This window comes from Streptomyces brevispora (assembly GCF_007829885.1).
Classification (GTDB): Bacteria; Actinomycetota; Actinomycetes; order Streptomycetales; family Streptomycetaceae; genus Streptomyces; species Streptomyces brevispora.
The window spans coordinates 1556042-1580447 of the sequence record NZ_VIWW01000001.1; the positions used below are offsets into that span (position 1 = coordinate 1556042).

At 71.1% G+C, this 24406-nt stretch carries 16 protein-coding genes; 5 read left to right on the plus strand and 11 right to left on the minus strand.

What is annotated here, in order from left to right; genetic code table 11:
* Nucleotides 1-5: 5 nt before the first annotated feature.
* Nucleotides 6-824 carry a DUF3097 domain-containing protein gene (locus FHX80_RS07300; RefSeq protein ID WP_145763450.1) on the plus strand — a complete coding sequence of 273 codons (819 nt, stop codon included), beginning with the start codon at nt 6-8 and terminating at the stop codon, nt 822-824.
* 117 nt (nt 825-941) lie between these two features.
* Nucleotides 942-3800: an ABC transporter substrate-binding protein gene (locus tag FHX80_RS07305; protein WP_145763451.1), complete on the plus strand. Its 2859-nt coding sequence runs from the start codon at nt 942-944 to the stop codon at nt 3798-3800.
* A gap of 18 nt (nt 3801-3818) precedes the next feature.
* Here the strand turns inward: FHX80_RS07305 and hemW are convergent, their stop codons facing one another.
* The 4 genes from hemW to lepA all read right to left on the minus strand — a co-directional run bounded on the left by hemW (nt 3819) and on the right by lepA (nt 11307).
* Nucleotides 3819-5060: a radical SAM family heme chaperone HemW gene (gene hemW / locus FHX80_RS07310; RefSeq protein WP_145763452.1), complete on the minus strand. Its 1242-nt coding sequence runs from the start codon at nt 5058-5060 to the stop codon at nt 3819-3821.
* 69 nt (nt 5061-5129) lie between these two features.
* Nucleotides 5130-7025 carry a SpoIIE family protein phosphatase gene (locus tag FHX80_RS07315; RefSeq protein ID WP_145767129.1) on the minus strand — a complete coding sequence of 632 codons (1896 nt, stop codon included), beginning with the start codon at nt 7023-7025 and terminating at the stop codon, nt 5130-5132.
* 223 nt (nt 7026-7248) lie between these two features.
* A complete protein-coding gene (locus FHX80_RS07320; RefSeq protein ID WP_145763453.1) occupies nt 7249-9138 on the minus strand; it encodes an AMP-dependent synthetase/ligase in 1890 nt (629 codons plus the stop codon).
* A 294-nt stretch (nt 9139-9432) separates the two neighbouring features.
* Nucleotides 9433-11307, minus strand: a complete 1875-nt coding sequence (gene lepA / locus FHX80_RS07325) for a translation elongation factor 4 (protein WP_145763454.1) — start codon at nt 11305-11307, stop codon at nt 9433-9435.
* 213 nt (nt 11308-11520) lie between these two features.
* Here lepA and rpsT point away from each other — a divergent pair, with 213 nt between their 5' ends.
* Entirely contained in the window at nt 11521-11787 is a 267-nt protein-coding gene (rpsT, locus tag FHX80_RS07335) for a 30S ribosomal protein S20 (RefSeq protein ID WP_123526049.1), read from the plus strand.
* 457 nt (nt 11788-12244) lie between these two features.
* Here rpsT and holA read toward each other — a convergent pair whose 3' ends face one another.
* Nucleotides 12245-13231 carry a DNA polymerase III subunit delta gene (holA, locus tag FHX80_RS07340; protein WP_145763456.1) on the minus strand — a complete coding sequence of 329 codons (987 nt, stop codon included), beginning with the start codon at nt 13229-13231 and terminating at the stop codon, nt 12245-12247.
* A 110-nt stretch (nt 13232-13341) separates the two neighbouring features.
* Between holA and FHX80_RS07345 the strand changes: the two genes are divergently transcribed.
* The gene (locus FHX80_RS07345) at nt 13342-13587 is read left to right on the plus strand and encodes a hypothetical protein (RefSeq protein WP_208764598.1); all 246 of its coding nucleotides are present in this window, start codon (nt 13342-13344) and stop codon (nt 13585-13587) included.
* Between the two features lie 163 nt (nt 13588-13750).
* On the opposite strand, the gene FHX80_RS07350 is transcribed toward FHX80_RS07345, so the two are convergent.
* Complete coding sequence (locus tag FHX80_RS07350; protein WP_145763457.1) at nt 13751-14608, minus strand: arylamine N-acetyltransferase family protein; 858 nt, start codon at nt 14606-14608, stop codon at nt 13751-13753.
* 101 nt (nt 14609-14709) lie between these two features.
* Here FHX80_RS07350 and FHX80_RS07355 point away from each other — a divergent pair, with 101 nt between their 5' ends.
* A complete protein-coding gene (locus FHX80_RS07355; RefSeq protein ID WP_145763458.1) occupies nt 14710-15165 on the plus strand; it encodes a pyridoxamine 5'-phosphate oxidase family protein in 456 nt (151 codons plus the stop codon).
* An 8-nt stretch (nt 15166-15173) separates the two neighbouring features.
* Here the strand turns inward: FHX80_RS07355 and FHX80_RS07360 are convergent, their stop codons facing one another.
* The 5 genes from FHX80_RS07360 to leuS all read right to left on the minus strand — a co-directional run bounded on the left by FHX80_RS07360 (nt 15174) and on the right by leuS (nt 24132).
* Nucleotides 15174-17765 carry a ComEC/Rec2 family competence protein gene (locus FHX80_RS07360; protein ID WP_145763459.1) on the minus strand — a complete coding sequence of 864 codons (2592 nt, stop codon included), beginning with the start codon at nt 17763-17765 and terminating at the stop codon, nt 15174-15176.
* Complete coding sequence (locus FHX80_RS07365; RefSeq protein ID WP_326594828.1) at nt 17762-18487, minus strand: ComEA family DNA-binding protein; 726 nt, start codon at nt 18485-18487, stop codon at nt 17762-17764. The genes FHX80_RS07360 and FHX80_RS07365 overlap by 4 nt, the downstream gene beginning before the upstream one ends.
* Before the next feature lie 738 nt (nt 18488-19225).
* Complete coding sequence (locus FHX80_RS07370) at nt 19226-20071, minus strand: DegV family protein (RefSeq protein ID WP_145763460.1); 846 nt, start codon at nt 20069-20071, stop codon at nt 19226-19228.
* A 228-nt stretch (nt 20072-20299) separates the two neighbouring features.
* Nucleotides 20300-21091, minus strand: coding sequence for a hypothetical protein (locus FHX80_RS07375; RefSeq protein ID WP_145763461.1), 792 nt, complete (start codon nt 21089-21091; stop codon nt 20300-20302).
* A 167-nt stretch (nt 21092-21258) separates the two neighbouring features.
* On the minus strand, nt 21259-24132 hold the full coding sequence (leuS, locus tag FHX80_RS07380) for a leucine--tRNA ligase (protein WP_145763462.1): 2874 nt from the start codon (nt 24130-24132) through the stop codon (nt 21259-21261).
* Nucleotides 24133-24406 lie beyond the last annotated feature (274 nt).

The window sequence follows — 24406 nt, forward strand, 5'->3', positions numbered from 1 at the left end:
GTCCGATGCGCAGCTATCAGCCGGACCTGACCCCGCCGTGGAAGAAGTCCGCCCCCGTCCCCGAGGTGCCCGCCGATCCGGATCTGGTCGTGGAGGAGGTCGCCACCGGCTTCTGCGGGGCGGTGATCCGCTGCGAGAAGACCGCCGCGGGTCCGACGGTGACCCTGGAGGACCGGTTCGGCAAGCACCGGGTCTTCCCGATGGAGCCGCGTGGCTTCCTGCTGGAGGGCCGGGTGGTCACGCTCGTACGGCCGTCGGCCGGCGGCCCTGTCCGGCCCGCCCGTACGGCGTCCGGCTCGGTGGCGGTCCCCGGGGCGCGGGCCCGGGTGGCGCGGGCCGGGCGGATCTACGTGGAGGGCCGGCACGACGCGGAGCTGGTGGAGCGGGTCTGGGGCGACGACCTCCGGATCGAGGGGGTGGTCGTCGAGTACCTGGAGGGCATCGACGACCTCCCGGCGATCGTGCGCGAGTTCTCCCCGGGCCCGGACGCGCGCCTCGGGGTGCTGGTCGACCATCTGGTGCCGGGTTCCAAGGAGTCCCGCATCGCGGGGCAGATCACGGACGGGAACGTTCTGGTGGTCGGCCATCCGTACATCGATGTGTGGGAGGCGGTGAAGCCGTCGTCCGTGGGGATCGCCGGCTGGCCGGTGGTGCCGCGCGGCCAGGACTGGAAGACGGGTGTGTGCCGTTCGCTGGGGTGGCCGGAGAACACCGGCGCGGCCTGGCAGCGGATTCTGTCCTCGGTCCGCACCTTCCGGGACCTGGAGCCCGAACTCCTGGGCCGGGTAGAGGAATTGATTGACTTCGTCACGCTTCCCGACTGATGTCCGGGGGGTCTTCCCGCTAATCCTGGGCCGATCCCTACGATTTCCTGCGCCCCGCACGCATCATGGGTTATTGAGTGGTGCCTGGCTCTTTTCGCGAGGGAAGGCACGGGGGCGATGGCACGCGAGGTATGGCAGGACAGTGCGGACAACGAGGCGGCCTCGGCCGTCTTCCACTTCGTGCAGCAGCTCATCGACCGGTACCGGGACAACCGGCCGGTGATGCCGCTGGTCGTCCTCCAGGCTGCCGACGCCGATGTCCCGTCCGCCGTGGACGCCAAGGTCGAGCAGATCGTGCGCCAGATCCACCGGGCCAACCAGCTGCGCCGCGTCCCGCTGAAACTGCTCGACGGCCGGGGCGAAACGCCGTACGAAGCGGCCCTCGACATGGTCCGCACGCTGACCGACAAGCCGTGGGAGACCCGGGGCGGCTCGCAGTACAAGCCCTTCTCCTTCCCCCGCTCGCGGCTGCTCGGCGCCATCGAGCAGGCCACTGCCGCAGTGGTCCGGGAGCCGGACCCGGGCGGCTCCCCCGATGACCGCGACGAACGGATCCTGGAGCAGCTGAGCACGCTGCGCTGGCGGGTCAGCCGGCGGGGGCCGCGGAACTGGCTGGGCGCGTTCAGGGAATCGGTGCGGCCGGAGACGTTCCTCGGGGCCGTCGTCATCGCGGTGCTGGGTGTGCTGCTCGGCGAGATCGGCTGGGTGCCCACCGCTCTGGTGGCCGTGGGCGCGGTGCTGGGTCTCGCGGTCGTCCGGCTGGTGACGACGTCGGCGCCGCCCCTGCTGTGGCTGCGGCGGGCCAGCCGATGGTTCGCCACCACCTCTTCGCTGGCTGCGGCCAGTACCGAATACCCGTCCGACGGCTGGTCCCGGTTCTCGCCCAGCGGGTCGTGGCGGGTCATCCGGGTCCGGGCCGCGGTGGTCGCCGGGCGGGTGGCCGACGCGGCGGCGGGCGACGAGCAGTCCCGCCAGTTCCATCTGGAGCTGCGGGTCCAGGCGCTGCTGGAGGACCTGCGGGACAACTACCGCCCCCACACGCTGGACTGGCGGCGCGGAAAGCGCATCGTGCCACCGGTGGTCTTCCTGCCCACCGCCTGTCAGAACAACGGTGGCATCCAGCTGATCAACGCCATCAACAACGTCCGCTCCCGGCGCAGCGAGGTGGATCCGCTGCTGCTGCTGGCGTCGCTGCCCGCGGCCGAGATACTGCGGCACACGCCGCCGCTGCCCGCCGAGCCGCTGCCCACGCACAGCGATGCGGCGCGGGCCCGTTACGACAACTGGATCAGCCATCTCAGTATCGGCCAGTCCCCCTCGGCCGCCGCCACGCTCGCCTGGGTGCTGCGGCTGCCGCTCTCGACCGAGCAGCTGACCCATGAGCACGGGCACGCGCTGCTGGTCACGACACGCGTGCGCAGGACGTGGGTCTGGTGGGTGATGTCGCGTACGACCGTCGCGTTGCTCCTGGTCGGCGCTCTGCTGGGGACCTTCCTGGTGGGCAGTCGGCTGGCTGACCGGTACTGCCACGGCCCGCTCACCGACGTGAACACGGACTCGGTGAAACTCCCCGGCCCGGGTGGCGGGCCGCAGGAGTGCATAGGCGTGTCGACGACCACGCAGGTGCGTTTCGCGTCGGGCAACGACCTGTCGCTGGACGGCTCCGGCAAGGGTGTCACCTTCGACCGGATCGAGCGTGCGGTGGAGGAGGAGAACGCCGCCATCGGGCCGGAGGACGAACACGTCACCATCATCTACGCGGGTCCGTTCACCGCGGCGTCCAGGGAGGGCACCCGTAAGGCCCTGGAGGAGCTGACCGGGGTCTACCTGTACCAGCACCACGCCAACAAGAACTTCTCCGTCAAGCTCAAGGTGCTGACCGCCAACGGCGGACAGGACATGCTCCAGCAGACAACGGCGGTGAAGAAGATCATCGAGGTGGCCCGGAAGGACTCCACGGTCGTCGGTGTGGTCGGGCTCGGGCGGGACACGACCGACAGCCCCAGGTCCACCGAGATGCTCCAGAAGGCCGGTCTGCCGGTGGTGGACACCACCAACTCCGGTGGCTATCTGGCGAAGAACTACTCGAACTACTTCGGCCTCGCCGCCACCGACCAGGAGCAGGCGGACGCGCTGGGCCTGGTGGCCCGGCAGGTGGCCAGGAAGGCCAGGCATCCGCGGGCCCTCGTGCTCTCCCGCAAGCTGGGCAACAACGACAAGGACCGCTACACGCAGGAGCAGCGCGAGGTGGGCCGCACGATGCTGCTGAAGGCCAAGTTCAAGCTCACCGGGCAACGGCAGTACAGCCTCAGCAAACACAACAGCGCCGATCTCGACAAGCCGGTCCAGAAGATCTGCGACGCGGACCCGGCACCGGACGCCCTGTACTTCGCCGGCCGGGTCGAGGACGTCAACAACCTGATGAGCCGGCTCGCCCAGGGCTGCGCCGGAAAGCCCATCACGGTCTTCACCGGCGACGACCTGGCGAAGGCGCGGTTCGACGACAGCACGGCTCTCACCGAGGACGTCACGCTCTACCACACGGCACTCGCCCCGATGGGCCGCGGCCGGAACGGCGTCTACACGGAGTCACACACGGCCCTGGAGAAGCTCCTGCCCACGGGCAGGACCCTGCCGCCCCTGCCGGCGGCCAAGCCCTACAAGGACGGCCTGTTCTCCAGCGGCCAGTCGGTCATCTCCTACAGCGCGACGAGCGCCCTGTACGACGCCGCCAGCCACAACGACGTGGCGAACAGCGCCGCCGAGACATGGGCGAACCTGTACGCGGTGAACCTGAAGGCCATGCCCACCGGCACGATCACGTTCCGCGGTTTCATCCCGTACGAGGCCCAGGCCGGCCACGGTCTCGACGTCGTCAAGATCACGTATCCGGGCGGCCGGACCCGGAGCAGGATCATCTGCGGCCGGCCGGCCGGTGCCCACGAGCTCACCCCTGCCGGCTGCCCGGTGGGGTGAGCCGTCCCCGGCGCGTCCTCAGTCCACCAGGTCCCGCACGACCGCGTCGGCCAGCAGCCGCCCCCGCAGGGTCAGCACGGCCCGACCCTCACCGAACGGCCCGGACTCCAGCAGACCGTCGTCCACGGCCCGCCGGGCCGCCGTGAGGCCGGCCGGGGCGAGCAGGGACAGCGGGCAGCCGTCGGCGAGCCGCAGCTCCAGCAGGATGCGCTCGACCCGGCGGTCCTCCGCGGAGAGGATCTCGCGTCCGGCCCCCGGCGAGCGCCCCTCGGCCAGCGCCTGCGCGTACGCCCCCGGGTGCTTCACGTTCCACCAGCGCACACCGCCGACGTGGCTGTGCGCGCCCGGTCCCGCGCCCCACCAGTCCGCCCCGCGCCAGTACAGCTCGTTGTGCAGGCAGCGGCCTTCGGGCGTCCGGGACCAGTTCGACACCTCGTACCAGGAGAAGCCCGCCGCGGCCATCGCCTCGTCCGCGATCAGATACCGGTCGGCGTGGGCGTCGTCGTCCGTCATCGGGATCTCGCCGCGCTTGATCCGGCGGGCCAGCTGGGTGCCCTCCTCGACGATCAGGGCGTACGCGGACACATGGTCGGGCCCGGCGCCGATCGCCGCGTCCAGCGAGGCCCGCCAGTCGTCGTCGGACTCCCCCGGGGTGCCGTAGATCAGGTCGAGGTTGACGTGGTCGAAGCCGGCCGCCCGCGCCTCGGCGACACAGGCCTCGGGCCGGCCGGGGGTGTGCGTGCGGTCGAGGATCTTCAGTACGTGCTGCCGGGCGCTCTGCATCCCGAAGGAGATCCGGTTGAAGCCGCCCTCGCGCAGCTCGGCCAGGTACGCCGGGCCGACCGACTCCGGGTTGGCCTCGGTGGTGATCTCGGCGTCGTCCGCGAGCCCGAACTCGTCCCGGATCGCCGCCAGCATCCTGACGAGATCGGCGGCGGCCAGCAGGGTCGGCGTACCGCCGCCGACGAAGACGGTGCGGACCGGCCGGGGGTCGCCGCCGAGGACCTTGCGGGCCTGGCGGACCTCGCCGATCAGATGGGAGGCGTAGTTGTCCCGGGAGGCCAGCGCGCCGCCGGAGCCGCGCAGCTCGGTCGCGGTGTACGTGTTGAAGTCGCAGTAGCCGCAGCGGGTCGCGCAGTACGGCACATGCAGGTAGAAGCCGAGCGGCCGGCCAGCTGCGCCTTCCAGGGCATGGCGGGGCAGCGCCCCGTCGTCGGGCACGGGTTCACCATCGGGCAGTACGGAAGGCATACCGTCCATTGTCGCGCGCCGCCCGGCAACCGGACGCCACCCCGTTTCCGGGCAGGGCCGGCGCTGCCCCGCCCGGCCCTACAGTGCCTGGAGGACGAGCAGCGCCAGGTCGTCGTCCGGCGGGCGCTCGGCGAAGGCGTGCACCTCCTGGTTGATGCGGTCCGCGATCTCTTCGGCGGTCAGCCCGGTGCAGCCGGCCAGGGCCTGCGCCAGGCCGTCGTCGTCGTCGAACATCACCGGCCCGGAGCGTCGCTCCGTCACCCCGTCGGTGACGCACAGCAGGCTGTCGCCCGGGGCCAGGTCGAAGCTCTGGCTCTCGTACGTCGCGTCGTCCATGACACCGAGCAGCAACTGCGGTTCGGCGGCGATCCGCACCGTGCCGTCGGGGCGCAGCAGCAGCGGCAGCGGGTGGCCCGCGCTCGCCAGGGTGCAGCGCGCGCCCCCGTCGGGCAGCGGCACGAGTTCCCCGTAGAGCAGGGAGAGGAACCGGGGTCCGCTCTCCGCCGACTGCTGGCCGCTCGCGGCGGCGACCATCAGCGCGGCCGCCTCGGCGGCCTCCATCGCGTCGTCGAGGAGCAGCCGGTTGAGCCGGACCAGGACCTCACCGACCTGGTAGCCCTCGCGGGCCAGCAGCCGCAGCCAGGGACGGGCGAGACCGGTGACGACGGCGGCCTCGGGGCCGCTGCCCTGGACGTCGCCGAGGACGAAGCACCAGCGGTCGTTGGGACACGGGAAAATGTCGTAGAAGTCACCGCCGACCACTCCGTCGTCGCTGGGTTCGTACACCAGGGAGCTGGCGACGCCGGGTATGTCGGCGACCTTGCTGGGCAGCAGACCGCGCTGCAGGATGCGGCTGATGGTGGCCTGCCGGGTGTAGGCGCGGGCCGCGCCCACGGCGAGGCCGACCCTGCGTACGAAGTCCTCTATGAGGGCGGTCACCTCGTCGGGGACGCGGGCGACGTCCTCGCGGCCGACGAGTACGGCGCCGAGGGTGCGGCCGCCCGAGGTGATCCGGTACGCGAGGGCGACGCCGTCGCTGCCGTCCGGCGGGTCGGCGTCCTCCGCGCCGACGGGCCACGGGATCGAGACGGGTCCGGTGCCGACCCGTTCGGGGAGCCGGAGCGGGTCCCCCTCCAGCACCGCGCGCAACCCCTCCGTGCAGGTCTCGTCTATGTGCCAGACCTTGGCGAGCCGCGGGACGGCCACCCGGCCGGCGCTCTCCGGCTCCAGCCAGATCGCGCACCAGTCGGCGAGCCTGGGCACCAGTAACTGTCCGGCGAGCGCGGCCACGATGTCCTCGTCGAGCTGTCCGGCCAGCAGGTCGGAGGCCTCGGCGAGGAACGAGAGCGCGCCGCGTCCGGCCCAGTCCGCGTCGTCCCGCAGTGCGCGCCGGGCGGTGGGGGCGAGGAGTTCGGCCGCGCGCAGCCCGTGCTGGAAGCCGGGCTCCGTGCGGGCGTCGGCGAAGGGGTTCCAGTCGTCGACGGGGAGCCGGGCCCAGACGGTCTTGAGGCCGGTGCGGTAGGTGATGCCCCAGCGTTCGGCGAGGGTGGCGACGAGCTCCAGTCCGCGCCCGTACTCGGCGGGATCCTGCGGGCTGACCGCGTCGTCGTTCTCGCTGCCGTCGCTGCGCACGGCACGGGCCGGATGGTGGTCGGAGACCTCCAGTACCAGTGCCGACACCTCGTCCTCGGTCGCCTCCTCCAGCCGGAAGAGCAGTTCGACGTTGGTCCCGGCGTGCACGACGGCGTTGGTGACCAGCTCGCTGACGATGACCGCCGCGTCGTCGGACAGCCGGTCGCTGAACCCCACGGCCGCGGGCAGCCCCAGCCCGCCCCACTCGGCGAGCGCTGCCTCGACGAACCGCCGGGCCGCGGCGGGCGCGAGCAGGTTCCCGGGCAGGCTCGTGCAGGCGACCGGCTGGGTGCCCGCGGAGGTGGCACTGGTTCCGGGACGCTGCACGATGTCCCGCTGCAAGGGAATGGACCCCACAGGGCGGCTCCTGACCTGTTCTCGCTCTGCCTGTTCTCGCATTGCGCCGCTGACGACAGGGACAGAGTGACAGATCGGCCCAGCCCATACGCGCCGAGTTACTGAAGTGAGGGGAGAAGTACGCGGAGAGGTGCGGAGAGGTGCGGGGAGAAGCGCGCGCGGGAACGACGCCCCGGCCCCCGCGCCGGAACGCGTGGGCCGGACGCCGTCACGCCTCGCGGGAGCCCGCGTACATGTCCTCGATCAGGTTCTTGTAGGCGCGCTCGACGACCGGCCGCTTCAGCTTGAGGCTGGGCGTCACCTCGCCGTGCTCGATGTCGAGGTCGCGCGGGAGCAGCCGGAACTTCTTGATGGTCTGCCAGCGCTGGAGCCCCTCGTTGAGGCGCTTCACATAACCGTCGATGAGCTCGACGGTCCGCGGGGAGGCCACGACGTCCGCGTACGACTTGCCCCCCATGCCGTTCTCGGCGGCCCAGCCCAGGATCGTCGGTTCGTCGAGGGCGATCAGCGCGGTGCAGAAGTTCCGGTCCGCGCCGTGCACCAGGATGTTGGAGACGAACGGGCACACCGCCTTGAACTGGCCCTCGACCTCGGCCGGGGCGATGTACTTGCCGCCCGACGTCTTGATCAGGTCCTTCTTGCGGTCGGTGATCCGCAGATAGCCGTCCACGGACAGTTCGCCGATGTCGCCGGTGTGGAACCAGCCGTCGGCCTCCAGCACCTCGGCGGTCTTCTCCGGCAGTCCCTGGTAGCCCTGCATCAGGCCGGGGCCGCGCAGCATGATCTCGCCGTCGTCCGCGATCCGTACCTCCGTGCCGGGGAGCGGCTTGCCGACCGTGCCGGTGCGGTAGGCCTCGCCCGGGTTGACGAAGGAGGCGGCGCTGGTCTCGGTGAGGCCGTAGCCCTCCAGGATGTGGATCCCGGCGCCCGCGAAGAAGAAGCCGATGTCGGGCGCGAGGGCCGCGGAACCGGAGACGCAGGCGCGGAGCCGGCCGCCGAAGGCCTCGCGGATCTTCGCGAAGACGAGTGCGTCGGCGACCTTGTGCTTGGCGCCGAGCGCGAACGGTACGGAGGCGGTGCCGGTGCGCCGGAAGTTGTCCTGGGAGACCTTCGCGTGCTCACGGGCGACCGCGGCCGCCCACTGGAAGATCTTGTACTTGGCCGCGCCACCGGCGCGGGCCTTGGCCGCGACGCCGTTGTAGACCTTCTCGAAGATACGGGGGACGGCGGCCATGTACGTCGGCCGGACGACCGGCAGGTTCTCGATGATCTTGTCGACCCGGCCGTCGACGGCGGTGACGTGTCCCACCTCGATCTGGCCGGAGATGAGGACCTTGCCGAAGACGTGGGCGAGCGGCAGCCAGAGGTACTGGACGTCGTCCTTGCTGATCAGCCCGGTGGAGACGGTGGCCTTGGCCATGTACGACCAGTTGTCGTGCGGCAGCCGTACGCCCTTGGGGCGGCCGGTGGTGCCCGAGGTGTAGATGAGGGTCGCGAGCTGCTCGGGGGTGATCGCGTCGACCCGCTCGGTGATCGCGGCCGGGTTCTTCGCCAGGTACTCGGCGCCGCGGGCCTCCAGGTCGGCCAGCGTGAGCACCCAGCCCTCCGGGTCGCCCTCGGCGGGGCCGGCGCCCTCGGCGTCGATGACGACGACATGGGTGAGGTCCGGCAGTTCGGCACGGCGCTCACGGGCCTTGGCCAGCTGTCCGGCGTCCTCGGCGATCAGTACCCGGCTCTCGGAGTCGGAGAGGATGAACGCCGACTCCTCGGCGTTGGTCGAGGGGTAGATCGTGGTGGTCGCGGCGCCCGCGCACATGACTCCGAGGTCGACGAGGATCCACTCGACCCGGGTACTGGCTGCGAGCGCGATGCGCTCCTCCGGCTGCACCCCCAGAGCGATCAGCCCGGCTCCGATGGCGTACACCCGCTCGGCGGCCTGCGCCCAGCTGAGCGACTTCCACTCGTCGGCGCCCTGGCCGCCGGCGGCGGGGACCGGGTAGCGGTAGGCCTCCGCGTCCGGGGTGGCGGCCACCCGGTCGATGAAGAGGTTCGCCACGGAGGGCGGACGGTTCTCGATCATGGTCTGTGTGTCGGTCACGACATCCTCCGGGCCTACGGCAGCGCTTCACGACCGGCTGCTGATGTGCGGCTTGCTCTCCGCGTGCGTCTGGGTGCTTGATCCTGCTTGATCTTGTGCTTGATCCGGTACTTGATCCTGCTGTTTAACTGGCGAGTAACTACGAAGCCGTGATCAGGGTAGAGCGCCCGCGTCCGCCGCGTAAGAGGCAATCGGACCCCGCTTCATAACGAACGGGCCCCCGCGCCGCAGGGTTCTGCGATGCGAGGGCCCGTGGTCCTACCGATCAGTACGGTCGGCAGGCGGGGGAACGGCCTACTTCTTGGCCTTGCTCTCCCCGGCGGACTCGTCCGTCGACAGCACGGAGATGAACGCGTCCTGCGGCACCTCCACGTTGCCGACCATCTTCATCCGCTTCTTGCCTTCCTTCTGCTTCTCCAGCAGCTTCCGCTTACGGGAGATGTCACCGCCGTAGCACTTGGCGAGGACGTCCTTGCGGATGGCGCGGACGGTCTCACGGGCGATGACCCGGGAGCCGATGGCCGCCTGGATCGGCACCTCGAAGTTCTGCCGCGGGATCAGCTTCTGCAGCTTCGCGACGAGCCGGACGCCGTACGCGTACGCCTTGTCCTTGTGCGTGACCGCGGAGAACGCGTCGACCTTGTCGCCGTGCAGCAGGATGTCGACCTTGACGAGGTCGGCGGACTGCTCGCCGGTGGGCTCGTAGTCGAGCGAGGCGTAGCCGCGGGTCTTGGACTTCAGCTGGTCGAAGAAGTCGAAGACGATCTCGGCGAGCGGCAGGGTGTACCGGATCTCGACCCGGTCCTCGGAGAGGTAGTCCATGCCGAGGAGGGTGCCGCGGCGCTGCTGGCACAGCTCCATGATCGCGCCGATGAACTCGCTGGGCGCCAGGACCGTGGCCCGGACGACCGGCTCGTGCACCTTGTCGATCTTGCCCTCGGGGAATTCGCTCGGGTTGGTGACGGTGTGCTCGCTGCCGTCCTCCATCTCGACCCGGTAGACCACGTTGGGCGCGGTGGCGATGAGGTCGAGGCCGAACTCGCGCTCCAGCCGCTCCCGGACCACGTCGAGGTGGAGCAGGCCGAGGAAGCCGACGCGGAAGCCGAAGCCGAGCGCGGCGGAGGTCTCCGGCTCGTACACCAGGGCGGCGTCGTTGAGCTGAAGCTTGTCGAGGGCCTCGCGCAGGTCCGGGTAGTCCGATCCGTCCAGCGGGTACAGGCCCGAGAACACCATCGGCTTGGGGTCCTTGTAGCCGCCCAGTGCCTCGGTCGCCCCCTTGTTCAGGGAGGTGATCGTGTCACCGACCTTGGACTGCCGGACGTCCTTCACACCGGTGATGATGTAGCCGACCTCGCCCACACCGATGCCGTCGGACGGGGTCATCTCCGGGGAGGAGACCCCGATCTCCAGCAGCTCGTGGGTGGCGCCGGTCGACATCATCCGGATGCGCTCGCGCTTGTTCAGTGAGCCGTCGACGACACGGACGTACGTCACGACGCCTCGGTACGAGTCGTAGACCGAGTCGAAGATCATCGCGCGGGCCGGGGCGTCGGCCTTGCCGACGGGCGCCGGTACGTCCCTGACCACCCGGTCCAGCAGCGCGTCCACACCGACTCCGGTCTTCGCGGAGACCTTGAGGACGTCCTCGGGCTGGCAGCCGATGAGGTTGGCCAGCTCCTCGGAGAACTTCTCGGGCTGCGCGGCCGGCAGGTCGATCTTGTTGAGCACCGGGACGATGGTGAGGTCGTTCTCCATCGCCAGGTAGAGGTTGGCGAGGGTCTGGGCCTCGATGCCCTGCGCGGCGTCCACCAGCAGGACCGTGCCCTCACAGGCGGCGAGCGACCGGGAGACCTCGTAGGTGAAGTCGACGTGCCCCGGGGTGTCGATCATGTTGAGGATGTGGGTGCTGCCCTGGTCCTCGCCGACAGTGGGCGCCCAGGGCAGCCGTACCGCCTGGGACTTGATGGTGATGCCACGCTCGCGCTCGATGTCCATCCGGTCGAGGTACTGAGCGCGCATCTGCCGCTGGTCGACCACACCGGTCAGCTGGAGCATCCGGTCGGCAAGGGTCGACTTGCCGTGGTCGATGTGCGCGATGATGCAGAAATTGCGGATCAGCGCCGGGTCGGTACGGCTCGGCTCGGGCACGTGGAGAGGAGTCGCGGGCACGCAGGGTCCTGATTCTTGAGACGCCGAACGCCGTGTCTCGGGTCGATGTCGGGTCGGTCGGATCTGTACGTAGCTCCCATCGTCCCACGCTTGCGGAGCGGAAGCCGGTTTGGGCCGGTCGGAGCGCGACTGGTACCGTGGACAGCTGTGCCTCGTGGCTCTCCGGCCGCAGGGCGCACATCGAAGATCCAACGAACCTGAAAAGGCTCTTTCGTGGCGAACATCAAGTCCCAGATCAAGCGGAACAAGACCAACGAGAAGGCGCGCCTGCGTAACAAGGCCGTCAAGTCGTCGCTCAAGACCGCAGTCCGCAAGGCCCGCGAGGCCGTCGTCGCGGGCGACGTCGAGAAGGCCACCGTGGCCGTTCGCGACGCGTCCCGTGCGCTCGACAAGGCTGTCTCGAAGGGTGTCATCCACAAGAACGCCGCCGCCAACAAGAAGTCGGCGCTGGCCACCAAGGTTGCCACCCTCCAGGGCTGAGCATTCCCGATGTGATCGCCGGAACGGACTCAGCGGGCCCTCTCTCCCGCTCCTGACCGGCACCCCGCGCCGCACACCGAACCTGCGTTCGCCACGCGGGTGCGGCGCACCAAGCACAGACCGAAGGCCCCTGCCGTTCCCCTCCCCAGGGGGACGACAGGGGCCTTCGTCATGCGCGCGTCGTCATGCGCGCGCGTCGAGGACGCGCGGCTACGTTTCGAGCCCGGTCGGGAGTGTGTTTCGCGTTTCAGGCCCGTCCGGGGTGCGTTCTGACGCTTCCAGCCCGTCTGGCGTGCGTTCTGAGGCTCCAAGCCCGTCTGGCGTACGTCTGAGCCTTAAGCCCGTCCGGCGGTTGAGGACGCCATGGACCGCAGATCCAAGCCCGCCAGGCGGTTGAGGACAACACGGCGGGCCGGACGAACCCGGCGCCCCTGCCCCCGCTCGCCCAGGGACAGCGCTACCGCCCCGCCCGCGCGGCCCGCGCCACGGCCACCACGGCCTTCTCCAGCGCGTACGCCGGGTCGTCCCCGCCCCCCTTGACCCCCGCATCCGCATCCGCGACCGCCCGCAGCGCCACCGCGACGCCGTCCGGCGTCCAGCCACGCATCTGCTGGCGCACCCGGTCGATCTTCCACGGTGGCATGCCTAGCTCACGGGCGAGATCCGCCGGCCGCCCCCCGCGCGCCGACGACAGCTTGCCGATCGCCCGAACGGCCTGCGCGAGCGCGCTGGTGATCAGGACAGCCGCCACTCCGGTCGACAACGACCAGCGCAAGGCCTCCAGCGCCTCCGCCGCACGCCCCTCGACCGCCCGGTCGGCGACCGTGAAGCTCGACGCCTCCGCGCGCCCCGTGTAGTAGCGCCCGACGACCGCCTCGTCGATCGTGCCCTCGACGTCCGCGACGAGCTGCGACACCGCACTCGCCAGCTCCCGCAGATCGCTGCCGATGGAATCGACCAGCGACTGGCACGCCTCGGGGGTCGCCGAGCGCCCCAGCGCCCGGAACTCACCCCGTACGAAGGAGAGCCGCTCGGCCGGCTTGGTGGTCTTCGGGCATGCGACCTCCCGCGCACCCGCCTTGCGTGCCGCGTCCAGCAGGCCCTTGCCCTTGGCGCCACCCGCGTGCAGCAGCACGAGCGTGATCTCCTCGACCGGGTCGTCGAGATACTTCTTGACGTCCTTGATCGTGTCGGCGGAGAGATCCTGCGCGTTGCGCACGATCACCACCTTGCGCTCGGCGAAGAGCGACGGGCTCGTCAGCTCGGAAAGCGTGCCGGGCTGGAGCTGATCGGACGTGAGGTCACGGACGTCCGTGTCGGCGTCGGAGGCGCGGGCCGCCACCACCACCTGCTGCACGGCGCGGTCCAGGAGCAGGTCCTCCTGGCCCACGGCGAGCGTGAGCGGGGCGAGCGGGTCGTCGGTGGAATTCCTTCTGGTGGCCATCGTCGTCCAGCATCCCACGCGCCACTGACAACCCGGCCGGCCGCTGCCCGGCACCCGGCTGCACGGACACCCCCGCCGGGGCACAGCCGCCCGTACCGGAGAATGGACGGGTGAGCGATGTGAGACATGTGCTGGTGCTGCCCGACCGTGACACGGCGGAGGAGGTGGCGGGCGAGCTGGCCGACCGGTTCGGGGTCACCGAGGAGCCGCAGCTCGTGCGCGACGCGCTGGCCGGCGAGGACGACGCCGAGGACGCCCAGTGGCTGGTGGTCGTGGAGGACCCGGACCGACGGCTGGACTCCGCGGCCCTCGACGCATTCGCCGCGGAGTACGAGGGGTGGCTGGAGGCCCCGTAGGGCGTCCGGGCTCCGGGTGGCTGGACTTCGTTGTCGGAGCAGCGGCCCACCGACGAGCATGCATTCGATCACTCTTGTGGCGTTCGAGGCAAACAGAACGTCTCGCGGTGACTTGGGTGCAGCTGCTACCGAAGGTCCGAATTGATTACTGCGTTGAGGTGCGTCACCCATTCGGCGCGGAAGCACCGGCCCCGCGGACGGTGGGCAGCCGGTCGAGGCGCAGCCCGAAGTGCTCGCGGTAGCCGGCGAGCACCTCGTCGTCGCTCCCCAACGGCGTCTCGTTGCGCTCGCCGCCCACCGTCGTGACGAGCTTCCGGCCACTGAGCGTGATCCGGCCGGAAGCGGTGAAACGGGAGCAGACCGGAGCCCGGGTGAAACCGGAATCGGGTGAGGTGCGGTGGTACCAGGCGCCGGCCCGAAAGTCCGCCAGCACCCGGGGCCGCGGATCCAGACGGAACTGCGGGGCACCGTCACGCAGCACATCGAGATCGCCGTAGGCCTCGGCGTCCCCGTATGCCTCGGCGTTCTCGGCGTTCTCGGCGAGGGCCCGCCTGATCCGGAAGGTGCCGCGCGGGTCCTCCTGATCCGTGCGGTCGTCGAGTGCGAGCGGATGCTGGGCGTGGTCGCCGAAGCCGACATCCACGAGCCACGGACCGGTGCCGTCGTCCGTCTCCACTCGGAGCGCCAGGTGATCGTAGGGAATGCCGAGCTTCCCGTCGTCGCCATGAACGCGGGCCTGGAGCAGCGTGACGCCGAAGCCCAGTTCCCGCAGCAACGCGGCGAAGGCTCCGTTGAGTTCGTAGCAGAACCCACCGCGGCGGCCCGACACGATCTTGTCGAGAAGCGCCTGTTCCTCCAGCACGATGTCCTCGCCGAGATGGATCGAGAGGTTCTCGAAGGGAACGGAGGTGAGGTGGCACAGTTGCAGCTCACGCAGTGCCGCGGCGTCGGCACGGCCGGGCCTGGTGGCGCCGATGCGCGCCAGGTAGGAGTCGACGGTATGCGGCAGTTGGGGGTCCATACCGGCAGTCTGTCCCGGGACACTGCGGCCCGCCATGAGCCGGTGGTCCTAGGTCCGGCGGCGGAGGTGCGGTGCCGGGCGCGCTCACTGGTGTGCCGGACATGACGAAGCATGAGCCGGCCCGCAGCCGGGAGCAGCGCAAGCAGGATGTGCTCGATCACCTGGAGAAGGACAAGGACGCATGGGTGTCCACCGCCTCGCCTGACGGGGTGCCGACCCTGGTGCCGCTGTCGTTCGTGTGGGACCGGGGGACATTGCTGATGGCCACCCGGCGCACCAACCCCACCGCGGTCAACGTGACGCCGGCCGGGCACGCCCGGATCGCCGTCGGTCACACCCGTGATGTGGTCCTCGTCGAGGCGACGGCCGAGGTGATCGAGGGGGCGGACCTTGCCACGGAGTCGGGTGACGCCTTCGCCTCCAAGCTCAACTGGGACCTGCGTGGCCGCCCCACCTGGGTGTACCTGCGCTTCACTCCGACCGCGGTCAAGGCCTGGCGGGAGGAGAACGAACTGACCGGCCGTGAACTGATGGCCGAAGGACGATGGCTGGACTGAGTACACGGTCATGACCGGCCCACCGCCCGTACTCCCGGCCCGGCACCCGTCACCGCGATCGCACCGTCCCTGTCGGTACGGAGCACCACCGCTCCCCCGGCTCTGAGCGCCTCGACCGTACGGGCGGCCGGATGCCCGTACGGGTTGTCGCGGCCCACACTCACCAGGGCGATCCTCGGATGCACGCTGCGCAACAGGGCGGGGTCCTGATGTGCGGAGCCGTGATGGGCGACCTTGAGCACATCGACTCGCGGGAGGGCCGGGTAGCTGCGCAAAAGCCCCTGCTGGGAAGGGGGTTCGAGGTCACCGGGGAGCAGCAGCGTGAGCCCACCGGCCCGTACGAACAGGGTGACGCTGGCGTCGTTCGGCTCCTGCGGTACGGGACCGGCCGCGCCCGCCGACGCACCGCCCACCGGCCACAGCACCTGCCAGTCCAGCGCGCCGATCCGTCGTCGCTCACCGGGGACGGCCCGCACCACGGGGATACGGGCCGCCGCGGCCGTTCTCGTCACGAACGCGGCCTGCTCCGGCGGTTCGTCCAGGCTCGTCGTCTGGATCGCGCCCACCGCCCTGCCCCGCAGTACACCGGGCAGACCCCGGACATGGTCGGCGTGAAAATGGGTGAGCAGCAGCAACGGGACGCGGGTGATGCCCAGGTCTCGCAGGCAGCGGTCGACCGGTCGGGGATCCGGCCCGGTGTCGACGACCACACCTGAGCCGGGCCCCGCCGCGAGCACCAGGGCATCACCCTGGCCCACATCGCACATCGCGAACGCCCAGCCCGGTGGCGGCCATCCGGTCAGCACCCGGGTCAGCGGCACCGGGCGCAACACCGCGAGCACCAGCAGCAGCGCCGCGGCCGAGCACACCCACGGGTGGCGTCCGATGCGCCGGGCGAACAGCACCACCAGCCCCGTCAGCGCGGCCAGCAGCAGCGCGCCCGTCCAGCCGTCGGGCCAGCCGATCTCCGCGCCGGGCATCGCCGCCCCAGTCCGGGCCACGGAGGCGATCCAGCCGGCCGGCCACCCCGCCACCCGGGCGAGCAGTTCGGCCACCGGCATGGCCACCGGGGCCAGGGCCAGCGTGGCGAACCCCACAACCGTGGCCGGCGCCACCGCGAACTCAGCCAGCAGGTTGCACGGGATCGCCACCAGGCTCACCCGGGAGGCGAGCAGCACCACAACGGGCGAGCACACCGCCTGCGCCGCCGCCGCGGCAGCCAGCGCCTCGGCGAGCCGGGACGGCACGCCGCGCCGTTGCAGCGCGTCGCTCCACCGCGGGGCGATGGTCAGGAGCGCGCCGGTGGCCAGGACCGACAGGACGAATCCGTAACTGCGCGCCAGCCAGGGGTCGTAGAGCACCAGCAACAGAACGGCGGCGGCCAGCGCGGGGAACAGTGTTCTGCGCCGCCCGGTGCCGATGGCGAGCAGTGTGATCAGGCCGCAGGCGGCGGCCCGCAGCACACTCGGTTCGGGCCTGCAGACGAGGACGAAGGCGAGCGTGAGCCCGCCGCCGAGCAAGGCGGTCATCCGCAACGAGATCCCCAGCCCTGGTGCCAGCCCGCGGCGTTCGGCACGCAGGGCGCTGCCCGGCGGTCCGATGAGCAGGACGAGCAGGATCGCCAGGTTGGCACCCGAGACCGCCATCAGATGGGTGAGGTCGGTCGCTCTGAACGCATCGTGCAGTTCCGGCGTGACCCTGGTGGTGTCGCCGACGACCAGTCCGGGCAGGAGGGCCCGCGCATCGGGGCCGAGCCCCTCGGTCGCCGTGCGCAGCCCGGCGCGCAGCCCGCCCGCCGTGCGCTGGAGGAGCGTGGGCGGGCCGGTGATGCGGGGCGGGCCCTTGCCGTCGGGGCGAAGAACGGCGGCGGCCCGCTCCCCGCCGTGCAGCGTCGGCGCCAGCCGGGCGCCGACGCGTAACCGGGTGGAGGGGAGCAGTTGCTGCCACTGCGCCGCCGCACCGCCGGGCGTGACGATGACCAGTACCGGTGTACGCAGCCGGGTGGCCGTGCCGTCGGGCCTCGTCAGCAGGGTGATCTCGGCATCCAGGAGAAGGGAGGCGGGCGTGCTGTGGTCGCCGCGTACCCGGGGGAAGGTCTGCCGGGCGTCGGAGGTGAGGGTGATCTCCGCATCGATCCTCGCGAACTGCCGGGCCAGTGCGGGCACCGGTCCCTGCCGTACGTCGGCGCTGTGCAGTCCGGCGGACGCCGCCCCGGCCGCCGCGCAGAGCAGCGCCGCCGCCGCGGCCGTGGTGTGCAGTCGCCATCGATCGTCGCCCGCCATACGCGGTCCTCGCCGCCCGTCGACCACAGTGCGCAGTCTCCGCCGCCCGTCACCCGCGGTGTCCCCGCTGCCGGCCGGAGCGGCGCGTGCGGCGCGGACCGGTCGGAATCCCGGCACGGCGAGCAGGACCATGGCCGTCCCAAGACAGAGCACCACCGCCACCGCCGCCCACAGCCCCGGCACCCCCACGGCCAGCCCGGCACCGGCCCAGGCCGCCAGGGCCGGCGGAACCAGTCGTAGATCGGGCGGGCCCTCCTGCCGTGGGTCGGAGACTCCGAGCCGCCGGCCCGACGCCGTGTGGATGTCCTCGACACTCACGGTCGCACCAGTGGCTGAAGGTCGGCGAACCGGCGGTCGCCGATCCCGTTGACCTCGCGGAGTTCGTCGACGGACCGGAAACCACCGTGCTGGGTGCGGTAGTCGACGATGTGCTGAGCGAGGACGGGGCCCACGCCGGGCAAGGTGTCGAGCTGTTCGGCGGTCGCGCTGTTGAGGCTCACCGGTCCCGTGGTGGTGCCGCCCGTGGCCGTCTGCCCCGCACCGCCCCCTTCCGTGCCGCCTGCGGCAACCATGCCGGGCGGTGCGCCCACCAGGATCTGCTCCCCGTCCACGAGCACTCGGGCCCGGTTGAGGCCGTCGAGGTCCACACCGGGCCGGACCCCTCCCGCCGCCCGCAGCGCGTCGGCGACCCGGGCGCCGGGCGGCAGCCGGTGGATCCCCGGCCGCCGTACCTTCCCGCTCACATCCACCACGATCCGCCCGCCCGGCCCCCCGGCGACGGGCGGCAGCCCCGGGGACGGCTCGGGCGCACCGGCCCCGTCGGCCACCGGGTCCGTGCCGGCCCGCGGTACCGGGGCGCGCCCGGCCTCACTGACGTGATCGGGGGCGCGTACGCCTTCGGGGCGTGCGGACCAGAAGTGCATCCCGGCGAGGACCGCCGCCGCCACCAGGACAACGGCGAGTGCGGCAAGGGCCTTTGGCTCCAGACCGCATCTGAGCTGTACCCACACCGGCAGCCGCTCCCGCAGCGCGGGAACCACCCGCGCCCACCGCCCCTCCGGGTCCGGACGCGACGCGGTCCCGGACGGCGTCTTCGCTGCGGATGCTGCCGCCGCTGAGGTCGGCCCGCGTGTCGGGGACGGCGCATGTGCCGGGGCCTGCCCGAGTGCTGAGGCCGGCGCATACGGGTGCGCGTGGCGGGACTCAGGCGTGGATGCAGGCGTGGATGCAGGCACAGGTGCAGACACAGGTGCAGACACAGGCGCAGACGCGGACGCAGACGCAGCCGGGGACGGGGACGGGGACGGCGGCACAGTGGATGGCGCAGAGGCGGCCAAGGGCGGCGGCACGGCGGACGGCTCAGACTCAGCCTGCGACAGACCAGCAGTGCGGGACGCCTCCGGGGCCATGCCCACCGCCTGCCGGGCCACACGTCCCCCGTACCCGCCCGCCATGAGCGCATCGGCACGGCTGCGCGACGCCGCAGCGGCGGCTGCGCGGTCCGGCGCGTGCCGCCGCCTGCCTGGTCCGGTGCCGGCCGCGCTCCGGACGCGCCCTTCCGAGGAAGGAGCGCGGCCTGGCCCGCTACCGGGTCCGCCGCCGATCCTGCCGAAGGCGCCGGTACGGCCGATTCCGCCGCCGGGTCCGCTGGTTGCACGATGTGATCGGGAAGCCATGCCTCATGACGCTAGGCACTTCTGCCGGAATCCGCCGAGGGCACCCAATTACGGTGGAAAACCTGCCCGTTGTGGATAACTCCACCACTCCGGGCAGTGACATCAGCGCGGCGAAACCACTGCTCCGAGCAGCCCCGGCCCGGTGTGCGCGCCGATCACCGCACCCACCTCGCTGACATGCAGATCGACCAGTCCGGGAATCCGCTCGCGCAGCCGCTCGGCCAGTCGCTCGGCCCGTTCCGGGGCAGCCAGGTGATGCACCGCGATGTCCACCCGCCCGCTGCCCGCCCGCTCGGCGACGATCTCCTCCAGCCGGGCGATGGCCTTCGAGGCCGTCCGCACCTTCTCCAGCAGTTCGATGCGGCCGCCGTCCAGCTGAAGCAGCGGTTTCACGGCGAGGGCGGAGCCGAGCAGCGCCTGCGCGGCACCGATCCGGCCACCGCGGCGCAGGTAGTCCAGGGTGTCGACGTAGAAGTAGGTGGACGTGCCCGCCGCACGCTTCTCGGCGGCCGCCACCGCCTCGTCCAGGCTGCCGCCCGCCTCGGCGGCCGCCACCGCCGCCAAGGCGCAGAATCCGAGGGCCATGGCGACCATCCCGGTGTCCACCACCCGCACCGGCACCGGAGCGTCCTTCGCCGCGAGCAGCGCGGCGTCGTACGTGCCGGAGAACTCCGCGGACAGGTGCAGCGAAACGATACCGCTCGCCCCGGCGTCGGCGGCCGCGCGGTACGTGGCGGCGAACACCTCGGGGCTGGGCCGGGAAGTCGTCACGGGGCGGCGTTTCTGGAGCGCCAGCGCGAGGGAGCGGGCCGAGATCTCGGTTCCCTCCTCCAGCGCCTGATCGCCGAGGACGACGGTCAGCGGCACTGCGGTGATGCCATGCCGTTCCATCGCCTCGGGCGGCAGGTAGGCCGTTGAATCGGTGACGATCGCGACATGGCGGGACATGAGCGGGAGGTTACCTTCCGGGACGGTGGCTCGGCAGTCCGGCCCAGACCGAATGATCAGTTCCGGTCGCTTCGAGGCGCATCCTGCCATGCCCGGTCACTTGACGCTGCTGCCCGCCCCGCAGCAGCCCGCCGGCACCACACTCCCCGACACACGCCTCCCAGTTCCCGACCAGGTCCTGGTCAGTTCGCGGTGAGGTCCTGGTCAGATTTCGTGGTCAGGTCCTGGTCAGTTCGTGGTCTCGGGCCGCGCCGCCTTCTGCCACGGGTATGCGGTCTGCTGCCGCGGGTCCGCGGCGGTGATGGCCTGCGCGCCCCCTTCGCCGTCCCCAGGCCCGCGCCCGTGCCCCTGCTTCCGCCCGCGCTCCTGCCCCTGCCGCCGGACCGGTTCGGCGGCTTCGGCCGGGTCATGGCCCGGTCCCTGGCCGCGGGCGGCCGACCCGTCGGGGTGCTGCCCCGGTGCCGGCTCCTGCGTCGCCGTCGTCCAGTGCCGCAACGCACCGGCCTCCACGTCGATCTGTACGTTCAGCGCCGCCAGATCGTCGTCGGCGAACTGGCGGGCCCGGTCACGCGCGGCCCACCGCAGCGACTCGGCGGAGCGCGTGATCTGCCCCGTGCGCTCCTTGAGCCCCGCCAGCAGCGAGGACACCGTCGTCTTGTCCGGCTCCCGCTCCAGCCTCTTCAGCTCGTCGTCCAGCTCACGGCCGTGGACACTCAGCCGCTGGAAGAGTCCCAGCGACTCGGAGAGCGAGGCGTCCTCGGTCACGCCCGTCTGCAACGCCTCCTGCGTGGCCCGCATCGAGGTGCGCAGTGAGAGGCGCAGCTGTGCCAGCTCGCCGCTGACACCCACCTGTCCGAGGCTCTTCGCCCGCAGTGTGGTGTCCTCGACGGTGCGGCGCGCCTGCGTGATCGTACGGTCCACCCCGCGCCTGGCGGCCCCGATGACCTTGACGCCCGCGTAGACGCCCAGGGCCATGAACGCGACGACGAGCAGCCCCAGGATCAGGATCACGGTTTCCATGAGTGCCCCTCGGATGGTGTGACGGCTGCCGACACATGTTTACCGGCCCCTCCACCGTAAACGGAACGGGCAGGCCGCGGGTTCCATCGGAACCCCCAACCTGCCCGTAGGGGAAAGCCCTCACACCTGAAGGTCCTGACAACAGCTGCCAGAACCTCTCGTCCGGATCATGCCGGAACGATGTTCACCAGCTTCGGCGCACGGACGATCACCTTGCGGATGCCCGCCCCGTCCAGCGCGGCGACCACCGCCGGGTCTGCCAGTGCCAGGGCCTCCAGCTCCTCGTCCGTGATCGACGGGGAGATCTCCAGGCGCGCCCTGACCTTGCCCTTGATCTGCACCACACAGGTCACGGTCTCGTCGATGACGTACGCCGGGTCGGCCACCGGGAAGTCCTGGTGCACGACCGATTCGGTGTGGCCCAGCCGGCGCCACAGCTCCTCGGCGATGTGCGGCGCCAGCGGCGCCACCAGCAGCACCAGCCGCTCCGCGACGGAGCGCGGCAGCGGGCCGCCCGCCTTGGTCAGATGGTTGTTCAGCTCGGTGACCTTGGCGATGGCCGTGTTGAAGCGCATGCCGGCCATGTCCGCGCCGACACCGTCGATCGCCTTGTGCAGGGCACGCAGCGTGTCCTCGCCGGGCTCGGTGTCAACGACGGTGACCTCACCGCTCTCCTCGTCGACGACATTGCGCCACAGCCGCTGCAGCAGCCGGTACTGGCCGACGACCGCGCGCGTGTCCCAGGGGCGCGACACGTCCAGGGGACCCATCGCCATCTCGTACAGGCGCAGGGTGTCCGCACCGTACTCGCCGCAGATCTCGTCGGGCGTCACGGCGTTCTTCAGGGACTTGCCCATCTTGCCCAGGACGCGGGAGACCTTCTCGCCCTCGTAGTAGTACGCGCCGTCACGCTCCTCGACCTCGGCCGCCGGGACCGCGATACCGCGGCTGTCCCGGTAGACGAACGCCTGGATCATGCCCTGGTTGTACAGCTTGTGGAACGGCTCGGTGGAGGAGACGTGGCCCAGGTCGTGCAGCACCTTGGACCAGAAGCGGGCGTACAGCAGGTGCAGTACGGCGTGCTCGGCACCGCCCACGTACAGGTCGACGCCACCGGTCGGCTGCCCCTCGCGCGGGCCCATCCAGTACTGCTCGATCGCCGGGTCGACCAGCTTGGCGGCGTTGTTCGGATCCAGGTAGCGCAGCTCGTACCAGCAGGAACCGGCCCAGTTGGGCATGGTGTTGGTCTCGCGGCGGTAGCTTCGCAGGCCAGCCCCATCGCCCAGGTCCAGCATGACGTTGACCCAGTCGGCGTTGCGGGACAGCGGGGTCTCGGGCTGGGTGTCGGCGTCGTCCGGGTCGAAGGTGCGCGGCGAGTAGTCGTCGACCTCCGGCAGCTCCAGGGGCAGCATCGACTCGGGCAGCGGGTGGGCGATGCCCTCCTCGTCGTACACGATCGGGAAGGGCTCGCCCCAGTAGCGCTGGCGGCTGAACAGCCAGTCGCGCAGCCGGAAGTTGACGGTGCCCTCGCCGACGCCGTGCTCCTTCAGCCAGTCGGTGATGCGGGCCTTCGCGTCGACGACACCCAGGCCGTCCAGGGAGATCTCGTCGTTCGCGGAGTTGACCAGCTTCGCTTCGTACGAGGCGAAGGCGTCCTCCCACGTCGAGGCGTCCGTGCCGCGGTCGTCCGACGGCTGGACGACACAGCGCATCGGCAGCTCGAAGGCGCGCGCGAAGGCGAAGTCGCGCGCGTCGTGCGCCGGCACGGCCATGATCGCGCCGGTGCCGTAGCCCATCAGGACGTAGTCGGCGATGAAGACGGGGATCTGCTCGCCGGTGACGGGGTTGGTGGCGTACGCACCGGTGAAGACGCCGGTCTTGTCCTTGGCCTCGGCCTGGCGCTCCACGTCGGACTTGGCGGCGGCCTGCTTGCGGTAGGCGGTGACGGCCTCCGCCGGGGAGGCGTATCCGCCGGTCCAGACCGGGTGGGTGCCCTCGGGCCAGGCGGCCGGAATGATCCGCTCGACCAACTCGTGCTCGGGCGCCAGCACCATGTACGTGGCGCCGAACAGGGTGTCCTGGCGGGTGGTGAACACGGTGATGTCACCGGCGCCGTCGACCGGGAAGTCGACCCGCGCGCCCTCGGAGCGGCCGATCCAGTTGCGCTGCTGCAGCTTGATGGCCTCGGGCCAGTCCAGCCCGTCCAAGTCGTTCAGCAGCCGGTCGGCGTAGGCGGTGATGCGCATGTTCCACTGGCGCAGCTTGGCCTTGAAGACGGGGAAGTTGCCGCGCTCGGAGCGGCCGTCGGCCGTGACCTCCTCGTTGGCCAGGACGGTACCCAGGCCGGGCGACCAGTTGACGGGCGCGTCGGAGGCGTAGGCCAGGCGGTGGCCGCTCAGCACATCGGCGCGCTCCACCGCGCTCAGCGCGCTCCAGTCACGGCCGTCCGGGGCCGGGCGCTCACCGCTCTCGAACTGGGCGACCAGCTCGGCGATCGGCCGGGCGCGGTCCGCCTCGGAGTCGTACCAGGAGTTGAAGATCTGCAGGAAGATCCACTGGGTCCACTTGTAGTACTCGGACTCGATGGTGGCGAACGAGCGGCGCTTGTCGTGGCCCAGGCCCAGCCGGCGCAGCTGCGCCGTCATGTTCTCGATATTGGACTCGGTGGACAGCCGCGGGTGCGTGCCGGTCTGTACGGCGTACTGCTCCGCGGGCAGGCCGAAGGCGTCGAAGCCCAGGGTGTGCAGGACGTTGTGGCCGGTCATCCGCTGGTGACGGGCGAAGACATCGGTGGCGATGTAGCCCAGCGGGTGGCCGACGTGCAGGCCCGCACCCGAGGGGTACGGGAACATGTCCATGATGAATTTCTTCGGCTTGGCGGCCAGCTCCGGATTGTCCGCCAGGTCGCCGCTCGGGTTGGGTGCCTCGTAGGTGCCCTCGGCGTCCCAGAAGTCCTGCCAGCGTGCCTCGATGTCGGCGGCCATCGCTGCCGTATAGCGGTGCGGCGCAGCAACGTCGGCTGCGGAATTCGTCTCGCTCATGATCCTCAAAGCTCCATCGATCGTCATCTGCCGGCGCCCACGTCTACGGACACGCGTCTACGGAAACGAAAAATCCCCTCGCACAGGAGGGGACGCCGCGCCGATGCCGACCAGGCATTCTCACCGGTCGGGAGTGATCAGCGCGGCTCGCTAAGCAGAAGGCGTACGGCACGCATGGCGCCAGGGTACCGCACAGGCCCGGCGGCCACCCGGGCGCCGCCGATCCGTGGACACGGCGGGACATGAAACGTATGGCGACCCGTCCGATTCGGCG

Excerpts from the sequence above, each read along its gene's own strand:
- FHX80_RS07300 (WP_145763450.1), top strand. The coding sequence starts at position 6 with ATGCGCAGCTATCAGCCGGACCTGACCCCGCCGTGGAAGAAGTCCGCC.
- FHX80_RS07375 (WP_145763461.1), bottom strand. The coding sequence starts at position 21,091 with ATGGAAACCGTGATCCTGATCCTGGGGCTGCTCGTCGTCGCGTTCATG.
- FHX80_RS07305 (WP_145763451.1), top strand. The coding sequence starts at position 942 with ATGGCACGCGAGGTATGGCAGGACAGTGCGGACAACGAGGCGGCCTCG.
- FHX80_RS07350 (WP_145763457.1), bottom strand. The coding sequence starts at position 14,608 with ATGGACCCCCAACTGCCGCATACCGTCGACTCCTACCTGGCGCGCATC.
- leuS (WP_145763462.1), bottom strand. The coding sequence starts at position 24,132 with ATGAGCGAGACGAATTCCGCAGCCGACGTTGCTGCGCCGCACCGCTAT.
- FHX80_RS07370 (WP_145763460.1), bottom strand. The coding sequence starts at position 20,071 with ATGTCCCGCCATGTCGCGATCGTCACCGATTCAACGGCCTACCTGCCG.
- hemW (WP_145763452.1), bottom strand. The coding sequence starts at position 5,060 with ATGGACGGTATGCCTTCCGTACTGCCCGATGGTGAACCCGTGCCCGAC.
- FHX80_RS07355 (WP_145763458.1), top strand. The coding sequence starts at position 14,710 with ATGACGAAGCATGAGCCGGCCCGCAGCCGGGAGCAGCGCAAGCAGGAT.
- holA (WP_145763456.1), bottom strand. The coding sequence starts at position 13,231 with ATGGCCACCAGAAGGAATTCCACCGACGACCCGCTCGCCCCGCTCACG.